Genomic DNA, 17,462 nt, shown 5'->3' on the forward strand with positions numbered 1-17,462 from the left:
TCGCTATGCATGGCGAGAGAGCGCGCGGCGTCCTGCCGAGTAGATCGAAACTGGCAGGTCGATCACCCGGTTCAGAAGTCGACAAAGAGGCTGGACAAACCGGTTTCGCTCCTCCTCTTCCTCGACGCCGGCTGCGAGCCAGAGCAGGAGCAGACCGATCCAGTCTGCATTGGGCCATCTGGGGCCTGCTTCGTTGAGTGCGAAACCGATGGCGGAAAGACTGGCGAGGAAGCACAACTGAGAGAGAAGGCCACGCTGCTTTTCTTCCTCTTCGGCGCGCGCCGCACGTGCCATGGGCAAGGCCCAGGCGCCGAGGAACAGGAATGTCACGAACAGCCAGATAACGAACTGATCGATCAACATGGCCCGGGTGGCGCTCTGAAAAGAAGGTATGGCAACGATAAGAAACGCGCCTAGCGCGCAGGCCACAGCCCGTTTGCGTATGCTGGTTCTGGCGTGATGCTTGTAATTATTCTGTGCGCCCAAGGCGGCAAGGACGTCGAACTGCTCTTTCTGCTGGGCTGGTTTCATGCGCATGACGAGCGCTACGCTGCAGACGAGCCAGATGAGCGCCTCAAGTAACTCGGCCTTGTCGAGACGTAACCACCCTATCTGTCCCATTTCGGGCGGCTCATGGAAATAGCGCGCGCCATAGGTCACGAGATTGTCGAAAGCCATGGCATGAGTGACGACGCCCGGAACCCGCCCAAGCAGGGGTACTATGGAATCATCGTGCTGATCGCGGATGTCAGATCCGTAAAATACCGCGCGATCGGCAAGAAGCGTGGCAAGGGCAGGGCTGCCTGACGGTGTGCCTCGGCCGCTATGCCCAAGTTGCTCTGCGCCAATTACCAGAGGATAGAAAGCGAACTGCCTTTCGCTGCCTCGAGAATGCAGAAACAGATAGGTCAGGGCGAGGCGTGAGGCTGCGGTAAGGCGGGCGCAGGGGCCTTCGTTCCAGATGGCACAGCTGTTTTGCCAGTAACCGGATTGGTCGCTGACAATATCCTGCGCGGGATCGGAGCTCAGCCCCCATCTGATAACCATCGGGCGGGTAAACGCTTCTTCCTGAACGTCTCCACAACGCGTCGACCAGGCCTGATGACACAACGTATTGTAGAGCGCCCAGGCCGGATTTACTGCAACAGGAGCTTCTCCTGTTTCCCGGGTTTCCATGCCCTCTTCCATGAGAGGGTAGCTTCCAGAGGTTTCGAGTCCATTGCTATAGACCTGAAGCGGTCTGAGGATGGGCGGAAGGGCAGGCTGCTGGTCTCCTGCTTCCCCCCTTGCAAAGAGCAGAGGCACCTTCATCGAGTGAGCTCTGGCGATAAGAGGGGCGAAACTCTCAAGTGTCTCGCCTGGAAGTTCACGCATCATGCGAAAATCGACGAAAATCGCAGCGGGATGTGCGTCGAGTATCTGATTAAGGATGGCTATATGACGGGCGTATGAAAGAGGGAAAGCAGTCCCGAAACGTTTGAGGCTTGCGTCGTTCACCTCAACAACGGCGACGTGTCGGTGCGTGTCAGGGCTCTGGGCGCCATAAAATGGTGTGGTAAGAGCGTTGAATAAGCCAGCCGAGGTCTGCTTCGTTGCGCTTTCAAGACCAAGCGGGTCGAGCACCTTATAGATGATGAAGAAAACCACCATCGCGATAACGTAAACAAGGCGCATACGCATCAACGCGCCCCTCGTGGAAGCCGGTCCCCGTTTTCTCATTCCACCCGCTCAAGCTCGTTGCCCCGTCAGCTCATCAGCGCGGCGTCAGGCGTATCAACATATTTTGACACGTTTCAGCAAAGCTTGGTCACGTTATATTGACGTTTGCAATAGATTCTAGCGATGGAGTCAGGAAATCGTGTGATGCGTTGCAACTTTGCCTCACCAAGAGCCAGTGATGTTTGGCTGTACGCATGGTCGATAGGATCGCTCGATTTCGATAAGGCGTTGCTTGCGCCAAAGGCCGCCACCATAGCCGGTGAGGCTGCCATCGGCGCCGATGACGCGATGGCAGGGGATAAGAAGGGCGATCTGATTGGCACCATTGGCGCGCGCGACGGCCCGCACGGCGCCCGGCTGGCCAAGTTGACGCGCGATATCGGCATAGCTGCGTGTCTCCCCGACAGGGATATCGCGCAAAAGGCGATGCACCTCGCGAGTGAACCCGGTGCCCTGCGGGGCAAGAGGGGTCAGGAACGCCGCCGAACGCCCGGCAAAATACGCTGCAAGCTCCTCACGAACCAGTTCAGTCGGGGCGGGTGTGCCGAGGCCGAGAGGGGCCTTGAGGTTTTTCTGAAGCGTCTTGAGTTCGCCGGGCAGGGCCTTGCGGTCGACGAATTCGAGGAGATGGAGATGTGTTGCGCTGGAGACGGCAATCATGTCACCCAGCGATGTCGGGACCCAGCTTGCCTGCAGCAAGCCGCCCGGCTTGAGGCTGGCGGGCGCAGCTCCCAGAAGTCTCGAAAAAGCCTCCCTGAAGGCGCTGGGGGAGGCAAAGCCTGAGTCGAGCTGGGCCTCTATGACCCGCTCACCCTCGGTAAGGGACAAGAAGCCCTCTCGCAGGCGGTACTGCCGTGCCATGTCGAGAAACGTCATGTCGAAATAGCGCTTGAAGCTCCGTCGAATTGTAGACAGATCATAGCCAAGCGCAGTGACGTCGCTTTCCTTCCAGCGTCGCCCCGGTTCGGCCTCCAGCAGGGCGAGCAGCCGTGCGACGGCTGGATCATTGGCGGTGGCGCTGCGGAGCGGATGGCATCTCTTGCAGGCCCGAAATCCGGCTTCGAGGCATTCCCGCACGCTGGATCGAAAAACGCAGTTGGTGGAGAGCGGCTTGCGCGCCGGGCAGGTCAGGCGACAGAAAATACCGGTTGTGCCAACACAGACAAACACGCTCCCGTCGTAACGCGCATCGCGAGCGACAAGGGCATCATAGAGCGTGTCATGGGAGGGGAGAGGGAAGAGCATGGTTCTTCCCTATCATCTGATGAATTGACGCTGCGCCGGAAATCGGGCGTTTCATCCGATACAGGTCTGATCAATGGCTTGATGATCAGGCCTGCATAATGAGTCCTGCTGGATGAGGCCTTGGGTCGGCTCAGTTCGTCACGGGTGGCCGCGCGTTGGTCTTGGCCACTTCCTTGCCCCAGCGTACCAGATCGTCGGTGCAATCCTCACGGTCGAGGGTGCATTCGATCAGGGTCGGGCCGCGCCGGTTCTGCCTTGCCTTGTCGATCGCTTCTGCAAGCTCGCCAGCCGTATTGGCCCTGAGGCCCAGCCCGTGGCCTTCAGACGCATTGAAGGCATTGATGAGACCCGCATAATCCCAGTTCTGAATATAATTATACGGACCATCATGGATCTTGATCTCGATGACATAGCCCCGGTTGTTGATCAGGAAAATAATGACCGGCAGCTCGTAACGGATCATCTGCGCTACTTCCTGCGCGGTCAGCTGGAATGACCCGTCTCCCACCATCACGATATGCTGCCGCTCTGGCGAGCCAGTAGCATTGCCAAAGGCCGAGGGGACCGACCACCCGATATGGCCCCATTGCATTTCGAGTTCGACACGGGCCTTGGCGGGCAGGTGCAAACGCACGGCGTTGAACCAGCTATCGCCGGTCTCTGCTGTCAGCGTTGTATCAGCCGTCACAAGAGCCCCGATCTGACGCATCATCTCGTCATTGGTCAGCTTGGCCTCCGCGGGCAGCGGTGTAGAAACTGGCAGAGAGAGGGCGGAGTTGTCGGCGCTCAGGGGGCGTCGTGGCGCCTGCTCGCTCAGGGCGGTCACGAACGAGCGCAGATCGACACCGCCGAAGTGTGTTCCAGCAACGACCACATCGTCAGGGTTGACCAGAGCGACTTTCTCGCCTCTGGGCCATGCTTCCCAGCCAACGGTTGAATAATCATTGAATACCGGGCCGAGGCATAGAATGGCATCCGCGTTGTCGATGAGCGCTTCTGCACCGGGCGAACTGACATTGCCCCAGTAGACGCCGCGATATCCGGGGTGGTCTTCGGGAAAAAATCCCTTCGCTGCCGCCGTGATGGTCACGGCACATCCAAGGCGATCTGCCAGTTTCACCGCTGCATCAAGGCCATGGGCGGCGCGCAGCTTGCTCCCGACAAGAATGACAACCTGTTCGCGTTTTTCCAGAAAGGACAAGGTCGCTGCGACTGCCTGATCGAGCGTCGTATTGCAGGCAGGCTTGCGAGGCAGAAGCGCCTCTATGGGGCCGGGTTCGGGGCATTCGAGATCGGCCACGTTGCACGGAATTTCGAGATAGACCGGCTTGCTCAGGGCAAGGGCACGCTCGATCACATGATCGATTTTGGCAGGGGCGTCTTCGGCAGAAAACAGCCGCTCGGCGGCAACCGTGACATGGCGGACCATCTCGAACTGATAGCCATAATCGGACGTGCCGAGAGTATGGTGCAGTATCCGGCCTGTGCCATGGTCATTTGTATTGGGGGCGCCTGAGACGAGAATTACGGGCAGGTTTTCAGCGTGGGCGCCACCAAGCGCGTTGATGGCAGACAGGGCGCCGACGCTGAAGGTCACGACTGCGCAGGCTGCGCCTTTCGCCCGTGCATAGCCTTCGGCTGCGAAGCCGCAATTCAGCTCGTTGCAGCAATAGACCTGTTCCAGCCCGTCCTGAGCCAGAAGCTGGTCGAGAAGGACGAGATTGTAGTCTCCCGCGACAGCAAAGTGATGGTCGACGCCGATCTGTGTCAGGCGTTTTGCGAGATAGCCACCGATAGTCGTGCTCATGGAAGTCAGGCGTCCTTCTGGTGTGTGTCGATTGTGTCGTAGTTTGTCCTTGGTCCTGTTCTGCGTCCAATATATGTTTGGGCCCTCTTTCATACTTTGAGGATATGGATCATCGACCTGAGACGTTGGCGCTATCTGGTGACAATTGCCGAGGCCGGCAGTTTCACGCGCGCGGCCGAACTGCTGCATATGGAACAACCGCCGCTCAGCCAGCAGATCAAGGCGATGGAGCGCGAGCTCGGTCTTGTGCTCTTCGTGCGGTCACGATCAGGTGCAGTGCCAACCGAGGCCGGGGCCGCGCTGGTCGAGCGGGCCCGGGTCCTGATCGGGCTTGAGCGTGAGGTCACCTCACTGGCGCGGGGGCTGTCACGCGGCGAGCAGGGCAGGCTGCGCATCGGTCTTGCGGGCGCGGTTTCCCTTCTGCCTCTGGTGCCGGGCGCAATACGGGCATTTCGCGAGCGCTGGCCGGATGTCATCATTACGCTTGAGGAAAGCAATACGCCTGCTCTGTGTGACGCGCTTCATGACCGACGCATCGACGTTGCGATCGTGCGCCCTCCGGCGCCCGTCCAGACACTCATCGTGCGCCCCCTGCTTGAGGAAGCGACGGTGATCGCGCTCCCGAAGGGCCATGCAGAAGCCTCTCACCGGGGTGTCAGGCTTGAGGCCTTGCGGGATGAACCGATGATCCTGTTCGAGCGTGCGCTCGGTCCGGGGTTCTATGACGCGATTATCATGGCCTGCGGTCACGCGGGTTTCGTGCCGCATATAGGCCAGTCGGCACCGCAGATCATCGCGACGGTTTCTCTCGTCGCTGCGGGGCTGGGTGTCTCGATCGTGCCGCAATGTCTCAGCCAGATCCATGCAGAGGGGGTGAGTTATCACCCGATCATAGGGTCTGCGCCCAAGGCAGCGCTTGCTGTGGCGATGATCGATGGCCCGGTTTCCCTTCCTGTGCAGCGCTTCGAGACAATGCTCAGAGAGGCAGCCGCTGCTTTGTGAAGGCGGTGCTTTTTATGGGGTGTGCTGCCTGAAAAACTCTGAAAACAGTTCTCTGGCCCAGTCCATGAAGACGCGCACACGCGGGGCCAGCTGGCGGTTGCTGGGATAGAGCAGCGAGAGAGGCGTGGGGGCAGGCGGATAGTCGGACAGCACCTCCACCAGCCCGCCCGTAACGAGATCTTCCTCAAAGCGGTATCGTGGCGCCTGGGCGAGACCGAGACCGAGACGCGCCGCTTCCACGCAGGTTTCGGCTCCGGAAACCAGCAGTCGGGCAGGGATAAGCCGTTCGACAAGGCCATTTCGGGTTGTGAATTCGAGCGGCAGGACCTGTCTGGTGCGCGAGGACAGAAAGGCGATCATCTGATGGCCGTCCAGATCGTCCGGCGAGGCCGGGATGCCGTGCTGCGCCAGGTAGGCGGGGCTCGCTACGGTAACCTCATGCAGAACCCCGAGCGGCCTCACGATCATGTCGCTATCGGGCAGGGGGCCGCCGCGTATGACGCAATCGACCCCTTCACGCAGCAGGTTGACCAGCCTCTCTCCTTCGCCGAGATGCACGTTCAGGCCCGGATAGCGCGAGAAGAAATCGGGCAGGGCCGGAAGCAGGATCGTTCGTGCCAGGTGGCCGACAGTGTCGACCCGTATCGTGCCGGAGAGGGCACCACCAATCATGCTGTCTGCCTCCTCAAGCGCGGTCAGAATGGACTGGCAGCGCTGATAATAGAGAAGGCCTTCTTCCGTCGGCTGCACGTGGCGGGTCGACCGTTGCAGCAATCGCGTGCCGAGACGTTGCTCCAGCGCCTGAATGGCCGCCGTCGCAGCTGGGCGCGAAACGCTTAGATCATGCGCAGCTGCGGTGAAGCTGCCGCGCTCGACCACGCGCATGAAAAGGGTGAGCGAGGTCAGTCTGTCCATAAGGATTGTTCCGTGATGCGGAACAATCCTGACAGGAAACACTGGCTTATCGCAAGCTCATGCCCATGATGATCTGTGCCTGTCGAGAAAACAGGAGATCGCAATGACCACTATCCAGAAAATTGCCGTCATCACGGGTGGCAGTCGTGGCCTGGGAAGAGCCAGCGTCGAGGCTCTGGCCCGGCGCGGTATCGGGGCCGTCTTCACCTACAAAAGCAATCGCGCGGCGGCTGACGAGGTGCTGGCCATTCTGCGCGATGCCGGAGTGCCGGGTCAGGCATTGGCGCTGGATGTCGCCGATGCGTCTTCCTTTCCCGCTTTCGCAGGAAAGCTGCGCGAGACGCTCGCCGGATGGGGCCTCACGCATTTCGATTATCTGGTGAACATGGCAGGGTCGTCCCATACGGGAACGCTGACCGATACAAGCGAGGCGGAATTCGATCGTATCTATGCAGAGCATCTCAAAGGGCCGTTTTTCCTCACCCAGGCTGTGCTGCCTTTGCTGCGTGATGGCGGGCGCATCGTGAATATCTCTTCCGGGCTGACGCGCATCATCTATCCGGGGCGGATCGTCTATGGATCGATGAAGACCGCTGTCGAGACCATGACCCGCTATATGGCCAAGGAGCTTGGCCCGAGAGGGATCACGGTCAATACGGTGGCCCCTGGCGCCATTCAGACCGATTTCTCGGGCGGTATGGTGCGTGATAACCCGGAAATCAACCGGCATATCGCACAGAATACCGCCCTCGGCCGCGTTGGCCTGCCCGAAGACGTTGGCCCGATGATCGCTGCGCTGCTGTCAGAGGATAACCGCTGGGTCAACGCACAGCGTATTGAGGTGTCTGGCGGCCAGTCGCTCTGACTGACCTCTCGGAGCATCAGAGGGCCGTGATCGTCACGATTGCAGGCGCGTCAGTCGGGCATGACGCGCCGCCTTGACGGGCTCTGGCGTGACCCGGTTGTCGCGCACCATTTGTCTCGTGGCTTCATCACCGCCCACGACGTGATCGTCGTCATTCATGAGCGCCTCGAAGGCCTGGCGGGCGACAACGGTCTTGTCGTTCTTGGGGCCCTGATCGATGGCGCTGGTGCCCATCCCCGCATTCTTGTGAAAGCGGCTATTGGTCGTCCCGGGCAGGAATGCCGTGACGGACACATTCTTCTCTCTGAGTTCCTCTCTCAGGGATTCAGCAAACATGAAGCCGAACGCCTTGGAGGGGCCATATACCGTCTCATAGGGCGTCGGCATCGTGGCTGAGACGGAAGAGGTGATGAGAATACGGCCTTCGCCGTTTGCCACCATATGGCGCGCCACGTTCTTGGCCATGTGAACGGTGCCGGTAATGTTGATGGCGATCACCCTGAGATCGTCTTTCAGGTCAGTATCGACAAAGGCGCCGCCCAGACCGATCCCGACATTCAGGGCCGCGATTTCCACCTTGCGCCCAAGGGCGAGAACGAATTGCCAGAAACTCTCGACACCTTCGCCTTGTGAGGCATCAGCCCGGTGCGGGTAAGCTGCGGCGCCTTGTGCTTCAATCGTTCTGGCTGCGTCGAAAACCTGGGCGCTCGAGCCCGAGATCGCCACATCATACCCGTTTCGGGCGAACTGAAGGGCCAGCTCAAGACCGATGCCTGAAGATCCACCTGTTACCAGGGCCAGAGGTCTTGCCGTCATGAAATATCTCCTGTTGCACATGATCCTGTCGATCGCTCCAGAAGACGCGTTACGGCGCCATGGAGTTTACTGAGCAGAATTTGACTGATTGATGATCTTGATTCAGGAATGGTTCATGGAACCGATCAGCAAGGATAGTCTCGAGGTCTTTGTCGCCATTGCGCGGGCGGGCAGCTTTGCGCGGGCGGCCCTGCAACGGGGTGTTACGGGCTCGGCTCTGAGCCACGCCATGACCCAGCTTGAGCGTCGGCTGGGTGTCCGTCTGTTTCATCGCACGACGCGACAGGTCCGGCTGACGGGGGCCGGGGAAATGCTGCTGGCCGAAATCGCGCCGCGCTTTGCAGAAATCGACGCGACACTCGCACAGCTCGATGAGTTTCGGTTGGCACCTGCAGGGCGTGTGCGCGTGACCGTACTTCGTGACGCAGCGACCCTTCTCTTGGCGCCCCGGCTTGCGGATTTTGCTTCCCGCTATCCCGGCATAGAGCTCGACATCACGGTCGATGACCGGTTTGTCGATGTCATTTCTGAAGGGTTCGACGCAGGGATTCGGTATGGCGGGACGGTTCCTGATGGCATGATCGCAGCCCGTCTGAGCGATAAACTTCGCTGGGTGATTGTCGGAGCACCGTCCTATCTCGACAGAATGGGCCGCCCCGAAACGCCTGAAGCCTTGATGCAGCATCACTGTATCCGCATCCGCACCGGCACGGGGCGCCTCTATCCCTGGGAACTGGGCGATGGCGAAGCCTGTGTCGAGATCGATGTGCCAGGACAGATCGTCCTGGGCGATACGGAATTGTCCCTTGCCTATGCCCTTTCCGGGGGCGGGCTTTTCTATTGCCTGCATGATCGTGCCCGCGCGTTCATCGAGCGTGGTGATCTTGAAGTCGTGCTTTCCGAATGGGCCTCAACCGGCGAGGGATTCTGCGCCTATTATCTCTCGCGGCGTCATGTGCCCTCTGCCCTCAAGGTATTCCTCGATTTTTTCAAAACCGGGCCAGCTTCCTCGCTGGCGCCACGCTGATCGTTTCTGCGACGACGGCGTCGTCTGTCTTTTCTGAAAGATCGGGCTGCTCAGACGCTTCCTGCCCGGTCAAGGGAACGATCTGAAAATGAAACGAAGAGCGCTGTCGCTATCGGGGGGATCGTTCGCACGATTTCCCCGGTCGGATCGATTCAGCCTGCTTGTCGTCGAATTTCGATCTGGAACGGAATGTTTCTCAAGGGTAATTTCGATCTCCTAAAGTAATATATGTGTTCGCATTACAACGTAGGTAAGTAACGATGTGATAAAAATACAATGATATGAATCGGGGAATGTCGAAGTGAAATAAGACACTGGACCTGATTTCGTTTGTGAAATCTTTTCGTCTCCAGAACGCCTTTTGGAGGTCGAAAACACTATGAAGATGATCAGGAACAAGCGACGACTACTGCTTGTCTCCACGCTCGGCGCCGGACTTGCTCTGGGTCACGCGCAGACTGCCCATGCGGCACAATCTGCTACGGCTCCGGCTCACAAGACGCATAAGCGTGTGGCGAAGAAGGCAGCGCCGTCTGTTGCCCGCCAGCAGGCCACAACCGCTCCCGCAGCCGGCGCCGCGCCGCTGGTTCAGCCGGCGGCGCGCACGGTATCGGCACAGCGCAATGCCTTTGCCCCTGTTGCAGACAGCCTTTCGCGCGGTGGCAGCGAAAATATCGTCGTGACGGGTTCTGCTCTGAGCACCTCGAACAACGCCAATGCCAACCCGGTGCAGATCGTTACGGCCAAGCAGATCATGCAGACCGGCGCAAGCACGGTTGGTGACTATCTGCAGCGCCTGCCTTCTGTTGGTTCATCCGGCACCTATAACTCGCAGACCAATGGTACCGGCGGTTCTTCCTGCGTCGATCTGCGCAATCTCGGGCAGAACCGTACGCTGGTGCTGATTGACGGCAAGCGCACGACGCTCAACGGCAATAACAGCTGCGTCGATCTGAACACGATCAACGTCTTTCAGGTTGCAAGCATCGAAATCCTGAAAGATGGCGGTTCGGAGCTTTACGGCGCTGACGCTGTGGCCGGTGTGATCAACATCAAGATGCGCCACGACCTCAACGATGCGAACATTACCGTCAAGGGTGGCATCTCCGATGTTGGCGATGGCCAGACGGGTCAGATCTCTGGTTACAAGGGCTGGAATTTCGACCACGGCAAGGGCAACGTCACCCTGTTTGGTTCGTACATGACGTCCAGCGGCATCATGCAGCGCAACCGCGCCTGGTCGCGTAACGTGCAGACCAACGATCCGGTCGACGCCTCCGATCTGTTGTTCGGTTCATCCATTCCGACCACCGGCAAGTATTTTACAGATTCCGGTACCTATATCCCGAATGCCAGCGGCTCGGGATATCACACCGCGACGTCAGCCGACCGCTATAATTACGGTTCGCAGCAATCCCTCACCAACTCGCTGCAGAACTCGACGCTGTCTTTCGATGCGCATTACGACGTGAACAAGCATTTCACGCCCTATGCCAATTTCCAGTACAGCCATCGCACATCCAGCACGATGCTGGCCCCTGAGCCGATGACGGGCAGCATCTATCCGTCCAATCTGCCGTCGAGCCTCGTTATCCCTGCTGACGCGCCTTACAACACGTTTGGCGAAGACGTGCTGATGTACAAGCGCTATGGCGAATGGGGTAACCGTCGTACCGAAACCGCTACCGACACCTATACGGCCATTGCTGGCGCCAAGGGCGAAATCACCCATGGCTGGATGTATGACCTGTCCTACACCTATGGCTGGAACCAGGTAACATCGCAGATGTCCGGTGTGGGCAACTACGCCAAGCTGCTTCAGGAATACGGGCTGCAGCAGGTCGATCCGACCGATTCCAGCAGCGCTCTGGTCTATAATCCTTCGGTCTGCCAGGCCTCTTCCGGTTGCGTGCTTTCCGATCCGTTCAAGCCTCTTTCCTCGGCTGCTGCGGCGTACTCCAACTACACCAGCCACGATCATTACTATTATCAGCTGCGTGACCTGAACCTGCGCATGCATAACAACCATGTCGCGACCATGCCCTGGAAGGGCGGTGGCGATCTGGGCTTCGCGCTGGGTATGGAACATCGTGGCGAGCAGCTGGCCTATCACCCCGATGCCGTCGTGGCTTCCGGTGATACGCTCACCAACTCGGCCTCCTACACCGGTGGCGGGTTCAACGTCACGGAAGGTTATCTCGAGGGCAAGGCCACGCTGCTTCGTGATGTGTTTCTCGCCAAGGATCTGACCATCGATGCGCAGGGGCGTTATTCGTCCTACAGCACCTTCGGTGGCACCAAGAACTGGAAGGCCTCAATCAACTGGGCGCCGATCCGCGATATCCGGTTCCGTGCAACCATCGGCAGCTCCTATCGTCAGCCGAACGTCTATGAACTCTATTCGGGTGGCAGCCTTGGCTATGCTTCGGCAACCGATCCGTGCGCGCAGGCAAGCTCCTATGGTTCGCTGTCGGCGAATGTCGTCGCAAATTGCGCCAAGCAAGGGATCAACACCTCGACCTTCGTCGCGGCCAATTCGGGTCAGGTGCCGACGCTCTATGGTGGTAATGCATCGCTGAAGCCGGAAACGGGCCGTACCTACACGATCGGCACGGTCATCACGCCACGCTGGGTGCCGGGTCTGTCGGCTTCGGTTGAATACTGGCACTACACGATCAAGAACATGATCTCCTATCTGAGCTCGCAGTATATTCTTGACCAGTGCTACACGGGTGCCAGCTCAAGCTATTGCAACAATATCACGCGTGTTTCCGGCACCAGCCAGCTCAATTCGGTGACCGATTATTACGCCAATATCGGTGGCCTGCGCACGAGCGGTATCGATTTCGATCTCGATTATCGCATCCGTGTGACGCGCAAGGACGTGGTGACGCTGGGCAACAACTTCCAGCAGCTCATCAGCTATCTGCAGCAGAACGAGCCGGGCGGTCAGTGGTACAACTATGCCGGTCGTTTGATGTATCAGTCGGGTACGGGCCAGCCGCGCGTGCGCGACTACGCCACGCTCAACTGGCAGCATGGCAACTGGGGCGTCACCTATATGCTCAAATATACGGGTGGCATGGTCTGGAACAACGGATCGCAGGATCTCAGCACGGCGCTCGGCTATGGCCGCTACAAGACGCCCGGCATTTTCTCACATGATCTGACGGTCAATTACCGCCTCAACCGCTGGAACTTTACCGGTGGTGTCAACAACCTGTTCGACAAGCAACCGCCTTTCGTGGCCGATGCCTCAACGAACAGTGCCGCAGGGCTTTATGGCGATCTCTATATGGGCCGCTATGTCTTCCTGCAGGCTGGCGTGAACTTCTGATGTTTCCTCCCGGCGCGTTACTGCGTCGGGAGAAACCGGCCTTGCGCTATGAGGCAAGCGGGAGAGGCGGCTGCAAGGCCGCTCTCCCGTTTGTCGTTTCCGACGTTTTATTCCGACGTTTTATTCCGGCGGTGCCTTGGTCAGTCTGAGCTCGATCCGACGAGGATACCGGCGCTCGCGTCGCTTTGGAACAGATAGGCGAAGTCCCGGAAGACCGGGTATGCGGGATGTCCGGTTTCCAGCCAGAATGCTTCGATCGTGTCGGCGGCTTCTACCAAATGCCGAACCTCATTCTCGAGATTCTCGAGCAATGCAAGAAACCTGTCGGACTGGATTGATGCCGCCGCTGGCCCACCATATTTGTCCCAATACATCAGGTTGCTCTTCAGAGTGGGCCAGACGGATGCTTTCTCGGCTTTCTGAATGCCACCCAGTTTTGCCGATGACCCTAGCGCTGCCTTGATGATGATATCCCTGCCGACGGATGCCGGTAGGGACACGTCATAATATTTGAGGAAAACGCTGTAATTGAAGGCGTCCTCTTCTAGGCGGTCGACAAGGTCGTTCAGGATTTGCTGGTTCATATCAATCCGGATCTGCTGGACAGTCACTGTTGCCTCGCAGAAATCTGTTCCAGTGTGGGTTTACTCTACCTCCAAGCTGGACGCGCATTTCCAGCTATCGGGGCAAGAAAACTACCCCGCGTTTGGACAGGCTTTAGCAGAGATAGGAATCATTCCCCGTCACGAGCGGGCCGCGAGCTTCGCGGTAATTACTGCCGCTCCGGTCGCGATGGTTTTCCACGGTCGAATAGAGAAGGCCGTCAGCCTCAGAATCAAAGACACGATGGGCGTGCTGCGTAAGGACAGGATAAATCGCCTTGGTATAGGCGTGCGGGCCGGTGATATTGAAGGTGGTGACAGCACCGACACCATGCACCTCAGGGCGATAGCTCAATATCTTTGTCATGACGAGCTGGATTACCCGTCTCAGAAAAGGATGGCCGGGGCGGGAGATCAGAAACCATTGCTGATATTCTCCACCCGCCACATAGGCGATGGAGGCGCCACGGCCCCAGCCTGCGTAGCGGCCCGAGCCTGACATGTTCCATTGTGAGAGCAGATACTGGTCATCTGGTCGCAGGATCGTGTCGAGCGGGCGCGACATGGATGATTTGAGGTCGAGATAGACCCCGCCCAGGCGATAGATCAGCAGATAGCGGAAAAAATCCGCTTTTGCCGCGCCATATTCGGCGCCGATCATCAGGTAGATTTTCAACACCTCCCAGCCGTAATGCTCCGAGATGAACTGAAAGCGTGACGCTTCATCCCAGATATGGACAGCCCAGCCGGGATTGAGTTCTGTCGTTCTCGTGATGTTGGCAACGAGGGCCGGGTCGAGCGTGTTGCGGTCGTTACAGATGAAATGCAGCAATCGGGGAATGGCCCCGGATGCGTCAGAGGCTGGAGCGAGTAAAGGGAAGCGCTTCAGAAGCAGACAGGAGAGTTCGCTCCAGGACGGTCGGGTCATTTCGTGGTCCCGTGTGCCATCTGGCGCGTGTGAATAGAGCGCACCTTGCGCGTCCAGCAGCTGATAGACGCCTGGGCGCAGTGCTGCGAGCTGAAAAGAGGATGGCGCGTTGATCAGGTGTTTCTCTTTGATGCCGAGCAATCCTGCATGACCTCGTTCCAGCACGATGCCGGTGAGCGCTGCATCGGACGAAATATCTTCGGAAGTGATGAGCGCATCACCGAACATCGTGATCAGGGCCGTCTCGGTCATTACCTTGCTCCTTTCACATATCAGGTCCGGGCAGCATCGCTGCAGGGTCGGCGGGCAGAAAAGCGCCGATCTGGCGCACGGCTTCGGCCAGGCTGACGCGTTCGACGGCGACGCCTTCAGGAAAGGCCGAAAGCAGACGTGAAGGCATGCGCCGGTCGAGAATGACAAAGACGCCCCGGTCATCCCCTTTGCGGATCAGACGGCCGAAAGCCTGTCGCAGTCTCATGCGGGTCAGGCGGTCATCATAGTCGCGCGGGTCGTCGGGAGAGAGGGCCCTGCGTCTCTCGCGATGCAGGATGTCGGGCCGTGGCCAGGGGGTTCTTTCGAATACGACGAGGCGCAGGGCCTGACCGGGCACATCCACGCCGTCTCGCATGGCATCAGTGCCGAGCAGGCAGGAATGAAGCTCGGTGCGGAAGATATCGACCAGAGTGGCATTATCCATGGTGTCGACATGTTGGGCATAGAGTGGCAATCCGGCCTCTTCGAGAGGCGCTGCAATGCGCTGGTGCACGGCGCGCAGGCGCGAGATGGCCGTAAACAGACCCAGCGCGCCACCCTGAGAGGCCAGAAACAGCAGGCGATAAGCGCCGGCCAAAGCGTCGAGATCGTTTTGCGGCACGTCGGTCACGATCAGCGCGCGCGTCTGATGCGCGTAATCGAACGGGCTGAGCAGTGAGGCGCGGAAGGGCGGCTTGATGAAGTGCGGGGTTCCAAGCCGCATTTCTGCCGCAAGCCAGCTTTGCTCTACCTGACGGGGATCTGGCGCGTTCGGGCCTGAGACGGGTGTCTGATCCCGTAACGTTGCCGAGGTAATGAGCATGCCATGCGCCGGTCCCTGCATGACCGAGGCAAAAGGAATAGTGGGGTCGCGCCAGTGGCGATGCAGCCCGATATCGGTCTCACCCTGCCTGCCGGAAACATATTCCGTGCGTATCAGATCGATGAACGATCCTTCCGGACTATCCTCCTCGCTCAGCACCGTGTCGAGCATCGCAATCCAGCCTTCGACACGGGCGATGGCGCGGCGCCTGAGCGAGCGGATCATGGCCTCTATGCGCAGACGCTGGGCGGCTTCGAGCGCGTCATCGGGCTCGCTCAGCAGGGATTTCAGGCGCTCGACCAGGGTTTGCAGCGGATTAAGCAAGCGGCGTAACGCGGTATCCAGAGGCTCTGTCGCCTCGCGCAGGGCCTCGCCTGCGGGATGCAGCCCGCATTCTGATGAATCCTGCCCTTGCGTACCGATGCGCCTAGCTTCGAGCTGCGCCCTGAGGGCCTGGAAGAACTGCTCCGAAGGATTGGCGATAAGGTCGGGCACGCTGGGCTGGGGGGCATTGTCCTCGCCGTTCAGCCGACCGAGCCAGCCGGGCGCGGGCAGGGCATGGGCCGCGCCCAGTATGGCTTCGAGCGGTGCATCCAGAACGGGAGAGGTGGCAACAAGATCCTCAAGGCGGCGGCGCAGACCGCGCGCACGTGAGCGGCTTCCTTCGGCGCCGAGCAGCCAGCGCCGGAGTTCTGCCGCTTCAAGTCCCGAAAGGGCGAGGGAGAAGGCACTATCTGCCGCTTCGGGCAGATGATGCCCCTCATCGAAGAAGTAGCGCGTTGGAAGCTGGTCCTCATCCGGCACATCATCACGGGCCAGGCTGGACCAGCTGGCCTGGGAGAGAACCAGCGCGTGGTTGGCAATGACCAGACGTGCGCCCCTTGCACGGCGGATGGAGTGCTCGACAAAGCAGGTCTGGTAATGCGGGCAGGCGCCATGGATGCATTCGCCGCGACGATCGGCCATGCCGAACAGAACGCTGCCGCCGAAAATATCCCCGAACCAGCCGGGCAGATCGCCGCCCATGAGATCGCCATCCTCGGTGGCCTCCGCCCAGCGTGCGAGCATCGAGAGACCGATCAGTGCTGCAGGGGAGGGTGAGGGGCGTGAGGCGAGCGTATTGACCGCGTCTTCCATGTTCAGCAGGCAGAGATAGTTTTCGCGTCCCTTGCGCAGCACGACGGCCTCACGACGCTCTGCATCGTCAGGATAAAGGCGCCGGAGTTCCTGCTCGATTTGGCGCTGCAGATGGCGCGTATAGGTCGAGACCCAGACAGGGCCATCATTCTGCTCGGCCCAGACACTGGCGGGGGCGATATAGCCCAGTGTCTTGCCTGTGCCTGTACCGGCTTCTGCCAGAACGATCTCGGGAATGCCTGCGCCTTCTCTCGGGGCAAGGGCTTGCGTTACCGCCGAGGCATAATCGGCCTGACCCGGTCGTGTCTCTGCGCCCTCACCAAGAATGCGCGTCAGGCGCGCTCTTGCTTCCGCGGGAGCCACCGGTCGGCTGCCCGGCGGCGGTCTCTGGGCCATTTCCTCCCATCGGGGCAGCCGACGCCAGACGCGCAGGGCCTCGTAAGGGTGACGATGCTGGCTTGGATGGGCCTCCAGAGCGTCTTCCACGAAGCTGGCCCAGGCCCATCCTGCGCGGGAAAGCAGAGGCAGAAGGCTGCGTAGCGTTTCGACTTCTCGCGACGTGACCATGGAGTCGAGGGCCTGCCGAAGCTTCTCGAGCAGGAGAAGGAGAAAATCTGCCTCGCAATGCTCGGGCGGGGTGAGGCCAAGGGCCAGCCCCATGCCGCGCGGTGTCGGCACGACGGCGCGCGTTGGAAAGAGAAAGAGGAAAAGCTCGAGCAGATCAAACCAGGGAACGACCTGTCCCGGTGGGGTCAGCCCCAGACGCCTGATCGTTGCAGGGCCATGGATCAGAAGGGGCGCAGGCAGGGTTGCGAGCAACGACGTCGCCTCCTGAGCCTCAAGCGACAGGATTTCGCCATCCGGCGTCAGGATCGAGGCACGAGCGCGTGTTGAGATCAGGGCGGGGGCATCGTAAGGCGAGGCGCGAGAAGGCGTGGGCATCGCTGTCAGTCTAGACGTTAGAGGGGCGTACTACCAGCGAGGGAA

Annotated in this window: 12 protein-coding genes; 4 read left to right on the top strand and 8 right to left on the bottom strand. The window is 59.6% G+C overall.

Features of this window, described 5'->3' with window-relative positions:
• Window positions 1-3 precede the first annotated feature (3 nt).
• The 3 genes from IEV53_RS02700 to IEV53_RS02710 form a co-directional block, all read right to left on the bottom strand.
• On the bottom strand, window positions 4-1,680 hold the full coding sequence (locus tag IEV53_RS02700; RefSeq protein WP_188425212.1) for a CHASE2 domain-containing protein: 1,677 nt from the start codon (window positions 1,678-1,680) through the stop codon (window positions 4-6).
• Between the two features lie 201 nt (window positions 1,681-1,881).
• Window positions 1,882-2,964: a bifunctional transcriptional activator/DNA repair enzyme AdaA gene (locus tag IEV53_RS02705; protein WP_188425213.1), complete on the bottom strand. Its 1,083-nt coding sequence runs from the start codon at window positions 2,962-2,964 to the stop codon at window positions 1,882-1,884.
• Between the two features lie 130 nt (window positions 2,965-3,094).
• Entirely contained in the window at window positions 3,095-4,771 is a 1,677-nt protein-coding gene (locus tag IEV53_RS02710) for an alpha-keto acid decarboxylase family protein (protein ID WP_188425214.1), read from the bottom strand.
• A gap of 96 nt (window positions 4,772-4,867) precedes the next feature.
• Between IEV53_RS02710 and IEV53_RS02715 the strand changes: the two genes are divergently transcribed.
• Window positions 4,868-5,773 (top strand): LysR substrate-binding domain-containing protein, encoded by a 906-nt coding sequence (locus IEV53_RS02715; protein WP_371869816.1) that lies wholly within the window; start codon window positions 4,868-4,870, stop codon window positions 5,771-5,773.
• A 12-nt stretch (window positions 5,774-5,785) separates the two neighbouring features.
• Here the strand turns inward: IEV53_RS02715 and IEV53_RS02720 are convergent, their stop codons facing one another.
• Window positions 5,786-6,688, bottom strand: coding sequence for a LysR family transcriptional regulator (locus IEV53_RS02720; protein ID WP_188425215.1), 903 nt, complete (start codon window positions 6,686-6,688; stop codon window positions 5,786-5,788).
• A 103-nt stretch (window positions 6,689-6,791) separates the two neighbouring features.
• Between IEV53_RS02720 and IEV53_RS02725 the strand changes: the two genes are divergently transcribed.
• Entirely contained in the window at window positions 6,792-7,553 is a 762-nt protein-coding gene (locus IEV53_RS02725; RefSeq protein ID WP_188425216.1) for an SDR family NAD(P)-dependent oxidoreductase, read from the top strand.
• A 33-nt stretch (window positions 7,554-7,586) separates the two neighbouring features.
• On the opposite strand, the gene IEV53_RS02730 is transcribed toward IEV53_RS02725, so the two are convergent.
• Window positions 7,587-8,369, bottom strand: coding sequence for an SDR family NAD(P)-dependent oxidoreductase (locus tag IEV53_RS02730; protein ID WP_188425217.1), 783 nt, complete (start codon window positions 8,367-8,369; stop codon window positions 7,587-7,589).
• Between the two features lie 115 nt (window positions 8,370-8,484).
• On the opposite strand from IEV53_RS02730, the gene IEV53_RS02735 reads away from it, so the two are divergent.
• Both IEV53_RS02735 and IEV53_RS02740 read left to right on the top strand, forming a co-directional pair.
• Window positions 8,485-9,396: a LysR family transcriptional regulator gene (locus tag IEV53_RS02735; protein WP_188425218.1), complete on the top strand. Its 912-nt coding sequence runs from the start codon at window positions 8,485-8,487 to the stop codon at window positions 9,394-9,396.
• Between the two features lie 385 nt (window positions 9,397-9,781).
• Window positions 9,782-12,733, top strand: a complete 2,952-nt coding sequence (locus IEV53_RS02740; protein ID WP_188425412.1) for a TonB-dependent receptor domain-containing protein — start codon at window positions 9,782-9,784, stop codon at window positions 12,731-12,733.
• A gap of 140 nt (window positions 12,734-12,873) precedes the next feature.
• Here the strand turns inward: IEV53_RS02740 and IEV53_RS02745 are convergent, their stop codons facing one another.
• From IEV53_RS02745 to IEV53_RS02755, 3 genes are all read right to left on the bottom strand, one after another.
• Window positions 12,874-13,317 (bottom strand): hypothetical protein, encoded by a 444-nt coding sequence (locus IEV53_RS02745; RefSeq protein WP_188425219.1) that lies wholly within the window; start codon window positions 13,315-13,317, stop codon window positions 12,874-12,876.
• Window positions 13,318-13,450: 133 nt separating this feature from the next.
• Window positions 13,451-14,515 (bottom strand): glycosyltransferase family 32 protein, encoded by a 1,065-nt coding sequence (locus IEV53_RS02750; RefSeq protein WP_188425220.1) that lies wholly within the window; start codon window positions 14,513-14,515, stop codon window positions 13,451-13,453.
• A 13-nt stretch (window positions 14,516-14,528) separates the two neighbouring features.
• Complete coding sequence (locus IEV53_RS02755; protein WP_188425221.1) at window positions 14,529-17,417, bottom strand: ATP-dependent DNA helicase; 2,889 nt, start codon at window positions 17,415-17,417, stop codon at window positions 14,529-14,531.
• Window positions 17,418-17,462: the final 45 nt, after the last annotated feature.

Origin of the sequence: Asaia siamensis (genome assembly GCF_014635085.1) — a bacterium.
Classification (GTDB): Bacteria; Pseudomonadota; Alphaproteobacteria; order Acetobacterales; family Acetobacteraceae; genus Asaia; species Asaia siamensis.